General features: G+C 67.1%; 13 protein-coding genes. 6 read left to right on the top strand and 7 right to left on the bottom strand.

The window, feature by feature from the left end:
* Nucleotides 1-11 precede the first annotated feature (11 nt).
* From BKG60_RS11685 to BKG60_RS11670, 4 genes are read left to right on the top strand one after another with little or no spacing between them, the layout of a single operon-like run.
* Nucleotides 12-704 (top strand): NUDIX hydrolase, encoded by a 693-nt coding sequence (locus BKG60_RS11685; protein WP_070188834.1) that lies wholly within the window; start codon nt 12-14, stop codon nt 702-704.
* Between the two features lie 42 nt (nt 705-746).
* Nucleotides 747-2,078, top strand: coding sequence for a lipase family protein (locus tag BKG60_RS11680; protein WP_070943708.1), 1,332 nt, complete (start codon nt 747-749; stop codon nt 2,076-2,078).
* Between the two features lie 29 nt (nt 2,079-2,107).
* Nucleotides 2,108-2,926 (top strand): DUF6597 domain-containing transcriptional factor, encoded by an 819-nt coding sequence (locus BKG60_RS11675; RefSeq protein WP_070943707.1) that lies wholly within the window; start codon nt 2,108-2,110, stop codon nt 2,924-2,926.
* 48 nt (nt 2,927-2,974) lie between these two features.
* Nucleotides 2,975-3,385, top strand: a complete 411-nt coding sequence (locus BKG60_RS11670) for a VOC family protein (RefSeq protein ID WP_070943706.1) — start codon at nt 2,975-2,977, stop codon at nt 3,383-3,385.
* On the opposite strand, the gene BKG60_RS11665 is transcribed toward BKG60_RS11670, so the two are convergent.
* From BKG60_RS11665 to bioB, 3 genes are read right to left on the bottom strand one after another with little or no spacing between them, the layout of a single operon-like run.
* Entirely contained in the window at nt 3,366-4,040 is a 675-nt protein-coding gene (locus tag BKG60_RS11665; RefSeq protein WP_070943753.1) for a DUF2567 domain-containing protein, read from the bottom strand. The two genes, BKG60_RS11670 and BKG60_RS11665, sit on opposite strands and share 20 nt — an antisense overlap.
* 29 nt (nt 4,041-4,069) lie before the next feature.
* A complete protein-coding gene (gene bsaP / locus BKG60_RS11660; RefSeq protein ID WP_083284515.1) occupies nt 4,070-4,318 on the bottom strand; it encodes a biotin synthase auxiliary protein BsaP in 249 nt (82 codons plus the stop codon).
* Nucleotides 4,319-4,331: 13 nt separating this feature from the next.
* The gene (gene bioB / locus BKG60_RS11655) at nt 4,332-5,339 is read right to left on the bottom strand and encodes a biotin synthase BioB (RefSeq protein ID WP_070943705.1); all 1,008 of its coding nucleotides are present in this window, start codon (nt 5,337-5,339) and stop codon (nt 4,332-4,334) included.
* 95 nt (nt 5,340-5,434) lie between these two features.
* Between bioB and BKG60_RS11650 the strand changes: the two genes are divergently transcribed.
* Nucleotides 5,435-6,052: a TetR family transcriptional regulator gene (locus BKG60_RS11650; protein ID WP_070188838.1), complete on the top strand. Its 618-nt coding sequence runs from the start codon at nt 5,435-5,437 to the stop codon at nt 6,050-6,052.
* An 11-nt stretch (nt 6,053-6,063) separates the two neighbouring features.
* On the opposite strand, the gene BKG60_RS11645 is transcribed toward BKG60_RS11650, so the two are convergent.
* From BKG60_RS11645 to BKG60_RS11630, 4 genes are read right to left on the bottom strand one after another with little or no spacing between them, the layout of a single operon-like run.
* Nucleotides 6,064-6,573 (bottom strand): 2'-5' RNA ligase family protein, encoded by a 510-nt coding sequence (locus tag BKG60_RS11645; protein WP_070943704.1) that lies wholly within the window; start codon nt 6,571-6,573, stop codon nt 6,064-6,066.
* A 1-nt stretch (nt 6,574) separates the two neighbouring features.
* The gene (gene bioD, locus BKG60_RS11640; RefSeq protein ID WP_070943703.1) at nt 6,575-7,252 is read right to left on the bottom strand and encodes a dethiobiotin synthase; all 678 of its coding nucleotides are present in this window, start codon (nt 7,250-7,252) and stop codon (nt 6,575-6,577) included.
* On the bottom strand, nt 7,249-8,397 hold the full coding sequence (locus BKG60_RS11635) for an 8-amino-7-oxononanoate synthase (protein WP_070943702.1): 1,149 nt from the start codon (nt 8,395-8,397) through the stop codon (nt 7,249-7,251). Before BKG60_RS11635 ends, bioD begins: the two co-directional genes overlap by 4 nt.
* Nucleotides 8,398-8,450: 53 nt before the next feature.
* Nucleotides 8,451-9,749 carry an adenosylmethionine--8-amino-7-oxononanoate transaminase gene (locus BKG60_RS11630; protein ID WP_070943701.1) on the bottom strand — a complete coding sequence of 433 codons (1,299 nt, stop codon included), beginning with the start codon at nt 9,747-9,749 and terminating at the stop codon, nt 8,451-8,453.
* Nucleotides 9,750-9,840: 91 nt separating this feature from the next.
* Here BKG60_RS11630 and BKG60_RS11625 point away from each other — a divergent pair, with 91 nt between their 5' ends.
* Nucleotides 9,841-12,018: an acyltransferase family protein gene (locus BKG60_RS11625; RefSeq protein WP_070943700.1), complete on the top strand. Its 2,178-nt coding sequence runs from the start codon at nt 9,841-9,843 to the stop codon at nt 12,016-12,018.
* The last annotated feature ends 2 nt before the right edge of the window (nt 12,019-12,020 follow it).

Here is a 12,020-nt window from a genome sequence, read left to right as displayed (position 1 = left end):
TAATCGAAAACATGCCTCATGGTAACACCGCGCACGAAGTGCTCGCCGTCGTGTTCCAGGTTCGCGGCCTCGACACCCGGCAACCCGCACTCCACGTGCTGCTGTGGCAGCGCGCACTAGATCCTGAGCGGGGCAAATGGTCCCTGCCCGGCGGCCGGCTGGAGGACGACGAGGACCTGATCAGCTCGGTGAGGCGACAGCTCGCCGAGAAGGTCGACCTGCGTGAGCTCGCCCACCTGGAGCAATTGGCGGTGTTTTCGGACCCGCAGCGGGTCCCCGGCACGCGCACCATCGCGTCGACATTCCTGGGCCTGGTGCCCTCCCCGTCCACCCCGGCCCTGCCGCCGGACACCCGGTGGCACCCCGTCAGCGACCTACCCCCGATGGCCTTCGACCACGCGCCGATGGTCGAGCACGCCAGGAACCGGCTGGCCGCCAAACTGTCGTACACCAACATCGGATTCGCCTTGGCCCCAAAAGAATTCGCACTCTCCACGCTGCGGGACATCTACAGCTCCGCGCTCGACCATCAGGTCGATGCGACGAACCTGCAACGAGTACTGGAACGTCGCAAGGTCATCACCCGCACCGGCACCACCGCGCGATCCGGCCGCAGCGGCGGACGTCCCGCTGCGCTGTTCCGATTCACCGATTCCCGATACCGCGTCACCGACGAATTCGCCGCGTTGCGCCCGCCCGGGTGAGTCGAGTGGCTTCTTAGACCCTTCTTAAGTAAGAATGCCGGGATGGACTTGGGCAGCGCGGCCAGCGTCTCGGCGGCCGAATGGATCGGACGAGCACCTCACGAGGAGCTCGCCCCGGCCGCTCGACCCGTGCTCCCCCACAAAGACGCGTTCTACGCACCGCCCGCTGGTTTCCAACACGCCGCACCTGGCACCGTCCTGCGTAGCCGCGACGTCGAACTGGCCTTTCTCGGCCTGATCCCGCAGCATGTGCAGGCCACGCAACTCCTCTACCGCTCCACCGACCGCAACGGCCTCCCCGAAGCGGCAGCCACCACCGTCATCGTCCCGGCTGACGCCGCTCCGGACTGTCCCGTCGTGTCCTATCAGTGCGCCATCGACGCCATCTCGGCCCGCTGCTTCCCGTCCTACGCGCTACGCCACCACGCCAAGGCCACCGGCTCGCTGGCCCAGCTGGAGTTCCTGCTGATCTCGGCCGCGCTGGCCGAGGGCTGGGCGGTCTCGGTTCCCGACCACGAGGGCATCAACGGCATCTGGGGCGCGCCGTACGAGCCCGGATACCGAGTGCTCGACGGCTTGCGTGCGGCGATCAATGCCGAGCAGCTGTCGCTGTCGCCAGCTGCCCACATCGGCCTCTGGGGCTACTCCGGCGGTGGCCTGGCCAGCGCCTGGGCCGCCGAGATGGCCGGCAGCTACGCGCCCGAACTCAACATCGTCGGCGCCGTCCTCGGCTCCCCCGTCGGCAACCTCGGAAACACGTTCCGCCGGCTCAACGGCACCGTGTTCTCAGGCCTGCCTGCACTCGTGGTGGCCGCGCTCGCCGACATCTATCCCAACCTCAATCGGGTCATCGCCGAGCACGCCACGGTCGAGGGACGCAAAATCCTCGATCGCCTGCACCGGATGAGCACCGTGGAGGCCGTGCTGCGGATGTTCCGCACCGACATGGCCGACCTGGTCGACATGCCGCTGGAGGAGATCCTCGACGGCCCCGAAGTCAGCGAAGTGTTCCAGGACACCAAACTCGGGGTGGCCGTGCCGATTCCGCCCGTACTGATCGTTCAAGCCGTGCACGACGAGATCATCTCGGTCGACGACATCGACGAACTCGCCGACACGTATCTGGCCGGTGGCGCCGACGTGACCTACCACCGCGACATGTTCAGCGAGCACCTGCTGTTGCACCCGTTCTCGGCGCCGATGGCGCTGCGCTGGCTGAACGACAGGTTCGCCGAGCGCCCGCTGACCGCCAACCTGGTGCGATCCAAGTGGCCGACGCTGCTCAATCCCATCACCTACATGGGCATGGCACGACTGGCCGGAATCGCGACCAAGGTCGCTTTGGGCAGGACGGTTCGGCGACGCCCGCTCTGATCTGCCGATCGCTGGCAGAATGGGGCTAGATGCGATATTTCCGTCAGCTCCCGGCGGTGGCCCTGCGCAACAGCGTCGACCACCTGTGGTGCATTGCGGACGGACCCAGGTATTCCGCCGAGCGAATCCTGCCCACCGGCACCACCGAGCTCGTCATCAACCTGGATGCTGACACCATCGCCATCACCAACCAACAAGGCCCACAACGATTCTCGGGAGCAACGGTCTGCGGACCGTACAGCCGGGCATTCGACATCGACGCCCGCGCGCACACCACGATGGTGGGCGTGCATTTCAGGCCGGGGGGTGTACGCGCCATCCTCGGAATACCACCGCGCGAACTTGGCGGTTCCCACGTCGATCTCGCCGCCGTGTGGAACCGCGGAGCCGCCGATCTTCGCTCCCAGATCTGCGAGGCGGAGTCGGTCGGGAAACGTCTGCAGATCATCGAGAGCGCACTGCTCACCCGTTTTCACAGCGACCGTGAATTGACCCGTGAAGTGGCGTTCGCCGTGAATGCACTCAGCCTCAGCCGCCGGCCAGCCGCAATCGAGAATCTCGCGCGCGAAGTCGGTTTCAGCCACCGCAGGCTCATCCAGCTGTTCACCACCCAGGTCGGCATGCCCCCCAAACGGTTCGCCCGCCTGCAGCGGTTCCGGCACGCGCACGACGCCATCTCCTCGGCCCCGACACCACCGCACTGGCCGATCTTCGCCGTCGAGCACGGATATGCCGACCAGTCGCACATGATCCGGGAGTTCCAGGAGTTCTCCGGGATGACGCCGGCCCAACAGCTACGCCACAGTGGGTACGTCGCGAAGGACGACCACATCGCGCTCGAACCATAGGTCAATTTTCTTCAATACATTCACTGCGAAAATCGGCACACTGCGGTCATGTCTGGACATCTCACCTACCGCACCGGCGCGGTCCGCTACCAGGTCACCGACGTCGAGCGCGCAATCGCCTTCTACACCAACCACCTGGGATTCGACGTCGCTCTGCGCGGCGGGCCTGCGTTCGCGGCCATCGCAAACGGCAACCTCACCCTGTTCCTCAGCGGCCCGGGCAGCTCAGGGGCACGTCAGCTGCCCGACGGCACCCCACAGACGCCCGGAGGCCACAACCGGTTCGTGCTCGAGGTCGACGACCTCGACGCAGCCATCACCGAGTTGCGCCGAGCCGGCGTCGCGTTCCGCAATTCGGTGGAGACGGGTCCGGGCGGCCGGCAGATCCAGATCACCGACCCGGACGGCAATCCCGTCGAACTTTTCGAGGCGGCAGCCGTCAGGCGCCCGGAGGACTGACCACCGGCGGGATGACCGGATACGTCGGCGTCTGAACCGGGGGCCAGGCGCCCAGATCATCACGCACCGTGGACACCGCGATCAGCGCGTACACCATGGCCGCCGCGGCCGCCGGGAACAACAGCGTCCCGGCGATCTGCAGCGGGCCGTGCCCGAAAAACACAGACGCAGCTTCCACCACATAGTGGACACGGTGTTCGGGGGTGACCGGTGCACCGGCGATGTCAAGCGAACCGAACCGCCAATGGGCAATTGCCGCACCGACACCGGCGGCCACCGCCGTGGCCACCGAACACCCGACGGCCAACGCGGCGACCAGAACCGGCCCGCGATGTGCGGCCCACTGCCACAGCGCCACCGCAGCCACGACCGCCATCACGACGAGCAAACCGACGAACATGAACGCCGACGTGAAGAAATGGTCGGACTCACCGCCCAGATAGGCATGCACCCGCTCACCGCTACGAGTCAATGCCACCACACCGTGGACGCCGGGGGCCAGGAAAGCCCACAGCGCTCCGAGTACGGCACCGACCACTGCCAGAGCTCCGATGACCGTCACCACCGCCCGCTCACGCGAAACACGCGGCGCACCAGGGATATTGGCGGGAGCAGGACCAACCTGTGCCCTCTGCTCTTCGCCCGAGAGGCTCATCTGTGCCCTCTGCTCTTCGCCCGAGAGGCTCATCGCCGCGTATCCAGGTCCATCGAATCCACCTGCCCATGCCGCGAACACTTGGCCCACCACCCGGTCGGGCGCACCTGGACGATCATCCGGCGGCCACACTCGGCACAGAACCGAGGCGGCTCCAAGCCGAGCTGGGCAGCGGTGGGAACCACCGTCCCATCGGCCGCGTCAGCCTGGACCCCGGTGTAGACGTTGTAGAGGCCGGCGCCGACGGGGGCGGGCAGAGCCGGCGTTTCCTCGATCATCACCACCTAAGTTCTACAGGCTGGCGTTGAGAGCCTTGATCGGCATCTGCAGATCGTCGAGCAATTCGAGGTCCGACTCGGCCGGGCGCCCCAAGGTGGTCAGGTAGTTGCCGACGATGACGGCGTTGATGCCGCCCAGGATGCCCTGCTTGGCACCAAGGTCGCCCAGGGTGATCTCGCGACCACCGGCGAACCGCAGCATGGTGCGCGGCAACGCCAGCCGGAATGCCGCCACCGCCTTGAGCGCCTCAGCCGCCGGCAGGACCTCAAGATCGCCGAAAGGGGTGCCCGGGCGCGGGTTGAGGAAGTTCAGCGGCACCTCGTGCGGGTTCAGCTGGGCCAGGTTGGCGGCGAACTCCGCACGCTGCTCCAGCGTCTCCCCCATGCCGAGGATGCCGCCGCAGCAGACCTCCATACCGGCCTCACGCACCATCTCCAGGGTGCCCCAGCGCTCTTCCCACGAGTGGGTGGTGACCACGTTCGGGAAGAACGACTGCGCGGTCTCCAGATTGTGGTTGTAGCGGTGCACGCCCATCTCCTTGAGGCGGTCCACCTGCTCCTGGGTGAGCATGCCCAGCGAGCAGGCGATCTGAATGTCGACCTCGTTGCGGATCGCCTCGATGCCGGCGGCCACCTGGGCCAGCAGCCGCTCGTCGGGGCCGCGCACCGCAGCCACGATGCAGAACTCGGTGGCGCCGGTCTTGGCGGTCTGCTTGGCCGCCTCTACCAGGCTCGGGACGTCCAGCCAGGCGCTACGCACCGGGGAGGCGAACAGACCCGATTGGGAACAGAAGTGGCAGTCTTCCGGGCAGCCACCGGTCTTGAGGCTGATGATGCCCTCGACCTCGACCTCGGGGCCGCACCACTTCATCCGGACCTCGTGCGCCAGCGCCAGCAGCTCCTCGAGCTTGTCGTCGGGCAGCTGCAGCACCTGCAGCGTCTGGTCCTGGTCGAGGCCGACGCCACGTTCCAGAACCTGCTCGCGAGCTACGCCCAGTACGTCTACGGCTGCCTGCCTCACCGAAAGTCCTCCTGTGGATCGTGTGGCCGGTCGAGCCGACACTTGAACACGTCGGCGAGCCGACACTTGAACACCGTTCAGGCTAGGGTAATGGTGTGCAACTCCACAAACCCGACGTGGTGGATGCGGCGACGGCCATCCTGGACAACTACGGCATCGCCGATCTGACGATGCGGCGCCTCGCACGCGAACTCAACGTCAGCCCGGGCGCACTGTACTGGCATTTCGCCAACAAACAGGAACTGCTCGGCGCTGTAGCCGACCGCATCCTGCAACCCGTCCGGACCGAAGCCACCGCAACAGCCTGGCCAAGCCGAATCCACCAGATGTGTGTGGCCCTGCGCGACGCACTGCTGTCGCACACCGATGGGGCCGAGCTGGTCTCGGCCAGCTTCGCCGCCGGCCAGTCCGAGAGCGTCGGCGAAATCGTGGCGCACCTCGCCGACGCCGCCCAGCACGCCGGGGTGTTGCCTCCCGACGACGAGTTGGCCGCCCGCGCGGTCCTGTACTACGTGCTGGGCTTCACCGCCGACGAACAATCCCGACTGCAATGGGACGCGGCCGGCGCGCTGGCCGACGAGCAGTCGGTGCTCACCCGGGACACGTCGCGGCAGTTCGCGTTCGGCCTGCAATTGCTCGTCGACGGGTTGGCCGTGCGGGGTGCCAGCACGCTCAGCTCCGGGCGCAACATCTCGCAGCCGAGCCAGGATTGAGCGCCGGCTGTTCAGCCGATCGGGTGTTCGACGCGCTTGTCGCCATCCCAATGCCGTAGCCCTGTCACCTGTCCGACGATCTCGGCGGGACGCCCGGCGATCCGCACCGCCGTGGCCAACCTGGCCGGAGCCACCCGCCGGGCCAACGTCACATGCGGGGTCCAGTTCTCCGGTTCGGCGTGCGGCATCGGCGCCGGGTCCATGAACGGCAGACACAGCCGGTAGGCATCGGCCTGCACCCCGAGCAGCTCATCGGTGGGGACCAGCAGTCGCGCCAGGACCCCGGCGGATCGCCCGAAGATCAGGGTCGCGCCGAGCCGGCAGGGCAGCGGGAATCGGTCCACGAGTTCAGCCAGCACCGTATCCGCCTCGGCATCGATGCGCTGCGCCACCGTCAGCGTCGCGTGCGGCCGACTGGCCGGCGCCTGACTCGGAATATCCTTGTCACGCAGCGCATCCCAGATGCCGCGCACCACGGCCTCGGTATCGGCGTCGAAGACCAGCTCAACGGAATGCACCATGTCAGATCAGACCGATGAGCCAATCCCGATCGAACGCGTCAACACACACCTTTTCGAACTCCTCCGCGCCGGCGCTGCCCAGGCCGGCAGGCAGCACCGCACGCACGGGCGCCAGCTGTGCCAACGACTCCCGGTTGCCCGACTCCGCCACACCCGGATTCTCCGGCCATGCCCCGATCACCAGGCCGGCGCATGCAATCCCTTGCCCGGCAAGGGATTCCAACGTCAACGCGGTGTGGTTGAGCGTTCCCAACCCGGCGGAAACCACCACCAGGACAGCTGCGGACAGATCCGCCGCCAGGTCACGGACCGTGACACCGGCGGCCCCCAGTTCTACCAGTAGGCCGCCGGCACCTTCGACCAGCGTCAAGCCGCCGGGAAGTTCGGCGCCACGCACCGCGTCCACCAACTCCGCGCGGGTCGGCAATGCACATCCGGCCCGCTGCGCAGCGGCAACCGGGGCCAGCGGCTCCGGATAACGCCAGCCGCCATGCAATTTCGCCACCCCGGACAACCGGTGTACCTCACCGAGGTCGTTGTCGCCGTCAACGGTTCCGGTCTGCACGGGTTTGCACACCGCGACGTCGAGGCCGGCCAGGCGGGCCGCGCACGCGAGCGCAGCCGTCGTCACGGTCTTCCCGACGCCGGTGTCGGTGCCGGTGACGACCAGCGTGCTCACAACCGGGCCTTCGACAGCACCTCGGTCAGCACCTGGCGGGCCAGGTCCATCTCGTCAGCGGTCAGCGAGGCCCGTGCGGTCAGGCGCAGCCGCGAGGTCCCCTCGGGCACTGTCGGCGGACGGAAGCAGCCGACCCGCACGCCACGCTCCAGGCAGGCGGCCGCCGCGGCCACCGCCACTTCAGGCTCGCCCAGGATGACCGAGACGACCGCGGAGTCCGGCACCGCGGTGTCCCCGGATATCCGGGCGAGCTCGGCGGCGTGGTCCAACACGGCTTGCGCTCGCTGCGGTTCGGCCATCAGGACCCGCAGGGCAGCCCACGCCGCTCCGACAGCCGCCGGAGCCAACCCGGTGTCGAAGATGAACGGGCGGGCCGCATCGATCAGGTGTGCGCGGACCGGCTCCGGGCCGAGGACGACGCCGCCCTGGCTGCCCAGCGCCTTCGACAATGTCGTCGTCATCACCACGTCTGGCGATCCGGCCAGGCCGGCCTCGTAGAGCAGGCCCTGCCCGCCGGGGCCGCGCACACCGAGCCCGTGCGCCTCATCGACGAGCAGCAGTGCGCCATGGCGACGGCAGACCGCATGGAGCTCCCGTAGCGGCGCCAGTGCACCGTCGGTGCTGAACACGGATTCGGTCAGCACCACCGCGCGTTCCTCGCCACGCGTCGACAGTGCGGCATCGACCGCGTCGACGTCGCGGTGCGGCGTGACGGTCACCCGGGCGCGCGACAGCCGACACGCGTCGACCAGGGAGGCGTGCGTGAGAGCGTCGGAGACCAGTAGCGAGCCCGGCCCGGACAGGGCCACGACGGCGCCGAGGTTGGCGGTGTAACCCGACGAAAAGACCAGTGCCGACTCGGCACCGACGAACGACGCCAGGGCGGCCTCGAATCCTTCGTGCAATTCGGTATTGCCGGTGACCAGCCGTGAGCCTCCGGCTCCCGCGCCCCAGGTCCGCAGCGCTTCAACGCCGCCGTCGAGCACGTCCGGATGCTGCGACAAGCCCAGGTAGTCGTTGGAGGCAAGGTCCAGTTCGGTGGCCACGGCCGGACGAGTGCGCAGCTCACGACGCAGCCCGGCCTGCCGACGCTGCTGCTCGACGCCGGCGAGCCAGGCCAGCGGAGAAAGGTCGGTGCGCGTCACGGTGCTCCTCAGTGCCGGTGAACACGTCGGCCGAGCCGACTGTTGAACACCGTTCAGGTTAGTGCACGCGCCACACCGACCATGCCCGCGGTGATCTGTTCCACCTCTGCCCGCGTGCATACGAAGGGCGGCATGGCATAGATCAACTTGCCGAACGGGCGCAGCCAGACCCGGTGGTGCAAGGCCGCCAAGGTCGCCACCCTCATGTCCACCGGCTCGCTCATCTCGATCACACCGATCGCGCCGAGCACCCGCACATCGGCGACTCCACGCAGTGCGCGGGCCGGTTCCAGCCCTTCCCGCAGCCCGGCCTCGATCTCGGCTACCCGCGCCGGCCAGTCGCCGCTGACCAGCAGTTCCACCGCGGCGACACCGACCGCACAGGCCAGCGCGTTGGCCATGAACGTCGGTCCGTGCATGAGGGCGCCGGGCTCCCCCGCGCTGATCGTCCGGGCGATCTCCCCAGTGCACAACGTGGCCGCGAGGGTGATGTATCCGCCGGTCAGTGCCTTGCCCACACACATGATGTCCGGGGTGACACCGGCATGCTCCGCGGCGAACAACTTTCCGGTGCGGCCGAAGCCCGTGGCGATCTCGTCGAAGATCAGCAGCACATCGTGGCGATCGCAGATCGCCCGCAGATCCGTCAGGTAGCGGGGATCGTGGAAGCGCATCCCGCCCGCACCCTGGACGACGGGTTCGACGATCACCGCGGCCAGCTCGTCGGCATGTTCGGCCAGCTGCCGCTCGAAGGCCTCGCTGTACGCCGGTTGGTAGTCGCCGGGCACGGGCGGTGCGAACTCCTGCGCGACCAGAACATCGGTCCACAGCGAGTGCATGCCACCGTCGGGATCGCACACGCTCATCGGGGTGAACGTGTCCCCGTGATAGCCGCCGCGCCACGTCATCAAGCGATGTTTGGCACCCCTGCCGACACTGCGCCAGTACTGCAGCGCCATCTTCACCGCCACCTCGACGGACACCGAACCGGAATCACTGAAGAAAACCGTCTCCAGGCCCTCGGGGGTCAGGTCGACCAGCAGCTGGGCCAGCCGTGCGGCCGGCTCGTGGGTAAGGCCGCCGAACATGACGTGGTTCATCGTGGCGAGCTGGTCAGAGATGGCACGGTCCAGCACCGGGTGCCCGTGTCCGTGCACCGCGGTCCACCACGACGCCATCGCGTCGATCACCTCGATCGGTGCGCCGTCAGAAGGGTCGATCACAGTCAGCCACGCGCCTTTGGCACCCACCGCCACCACCGGCGGAAGGTTGTCGGAGCCCATGGCGCTGTACGGGTGCCAGATATGGGCCGCGTCGATGGCATTGATCTGCGCTGGGGTCAGCTCAGGCACAGTGGGGCAGCCTAGCCCTTTGCTCACAGATTGTGACGCACGCATCCGAAATATGAGCGGCAGACCGATGTTAGGTAAATTGGCCTCGACCATGAGAACCCTTGATGCCCCCCGGACGGAGCCCGGCGCCGAATCCGGTTCCGCTCCACGCGCCGTCATGGGTACTCGCGCATCGGGTTTCTACCGCCACGATCTTGACGGCCTGCGCGGAATCGCGATCGCCCTCGTGGCGATGTTCCACATCTGGTTCGGTCGGGTTTCCGGTGGTGTCGATGTCTTCCTCGCACTTTCCGGATTCTTCTTCGGCGGCAAGATCCTGCGCCTGGCACTCGACCCCGCGGCGCCGCTGTGGCCCGTTCCCGAAATAGTCCGGTTGATTCGGCGACTGCTTCCGGCACTGGTCGTGGTGCTTGCCGCGGCCGCCGTGCTGACAATCCTCGTCCAGCCCGAAACCCGCTGGGAAACATTTGCTGACCAGAGTCTGGCAAGCCTGGGCTACTACCAGAACTGGGAGCTGGCCAACACCGCCGCGAACTACCTCCGCGCCGGTGAGGCGGTCAGTCCGCTGCAGCACATCTGGTCGATGTCGGTCCAGGGACAGTTCTATCTGGCGTTCCTGCTGTTGATCTTCGGGTTCGCCTTCCTCGGCCGCCGGTTGTTCGGGCGGCACCTGCGCATCGCGTTGATCGTCTTGCTGAGCGCGCTGACCATCGCCTCTTTCGTCTACGCGATCATCGCGCACAACACCGACCAGGCCACCGCCTACTACAACAGCTTCGCCCGCGGCTGGGAACTGCTGGTCGGTGCCCTTGCCGGAGCGCTGGTCCCGGCGGTGCGGTGGCCGATGTGGCTACGCACCCTCCTGGCCACCATCTCGCTGGCCGCGATCGTGTCGTGCGGCTGGTGGATCGACGGGGTCAAAGAGTTTCCCGGACCGTGGACCCTGGTTCCGGTCGGCGCCACCGTCATCTTCATCCTGACCGCGGCCAATCAGATCGACGATCCGAGCGCGGGCCAGCGGCTGCCCGCGCCCAACCGGATGCTGGCGACAAAGCCGTTCGTGTCGCTGGGCTCGATGGCCTACTCGCTCTATCTGTGGCACTGGCCGTTGCTGATCTTCTGGCTGTCCTACTCCGGCCACACCCACGCCAACTTCCTCGAGGGCACGATCATTCTGCTGGTTTCGGGCGTTCTGGCCTGGCTCACCACACGCTACATCGAGGAACCGCTGCGTTCGCAGAAATCCAAGAACACCACACAGACCGCCGCCCTGCCGGCCGTGCCGCTGCGGGTCCGCCTGCGCCGGCAGACGATCGTCCTCGGCTCCATCGTCGGTCTGCTCGGTGTCGCGCTGACCGCCACCTCGTTCACCTGGCGTGAGCATGTGACCGTGCAGCGGGCCAACGGCAAGGAGCTGTCGGGGCTGTCGGCCCGCGACTATCCGGGCGCACGCGCGCTGATCAATCACACGAGGGTGCCCAAGCTGCCGATGCGCCCGACGGTGCTCGAAGCCAAGGACGACCTACCCGCCTCGACCAACGACGGTTGCATCAGCGATTTCGCCAACATCGACGTCATCAACTGCACGTACGGCGACAAAGGCGCGTCCCGCACCGTCGCCGTGGCGGGCGGATCGCACGCCGAACACTGGTTGACCGCGCTGGACCTGCTGGGGCGTATGCACAACTTCAAAGTGGTCACGTACCTCAAGATGGGCTGTCCGCTGACCACCCAGGAGACACCGCTGGTGATGGGCGACAACCGCCCGTACCCGAAATGCCACGAGTGGAACGAGAAGGTGATGGCCAAGCTCATCGCCGATCGCCCTCAATATGTGTTCACCACTTCGACCCGGCCGTGGAACATCAAAGATGGCGATGTCATGCCCGGCACCTACATCGGCATCTGGGAATCCCTCTCCCAGAACAACATTCCGGTCCTTGCGATGCGCGACACACCGTGGCTCACCCGAAATGGCCAGCCCTACTTTCCGTATGACTGCCTGGCCAACGGCGGCGATTCCATTTCGTGCGGCATCGACCGGTCCAAGGTACTCTCCGACCACAACCCCACACTGGACTTCGTCGGGAGGTTCCCCCTGCTCAAGCCACTCGACATGAGCGATGCGGTGTGCCGTAAGGACTATTGCCGCGCGGTGGAGGGAAATGTGTTGATCTATCACGATTCTCACCACATCTCCACGACGTACATGCGCACGATGACAGGTGAACTTGGCCGTCAGATGGCGGCCGCCACCGGTTGGTGGTGAAG

Origin of the sequence: Mycobacterium syngnathidarum (assembly GCF_001942625.1) — a bacterium.
In the GTDB taxonomy this organism is placed as follows: domain Bacteria; phylum Actinomycetota; class Actinomycetes; order Mycobacteriales; family Mycobacteriaceae; genus Mycobacterium; species Mycobacterium syngnathidarum.
The sequence above is the reverse complement of the archived record's forward strand: the minus strand, read 5'-3'. Positions and strand labels throughout refer to the sequence as shown.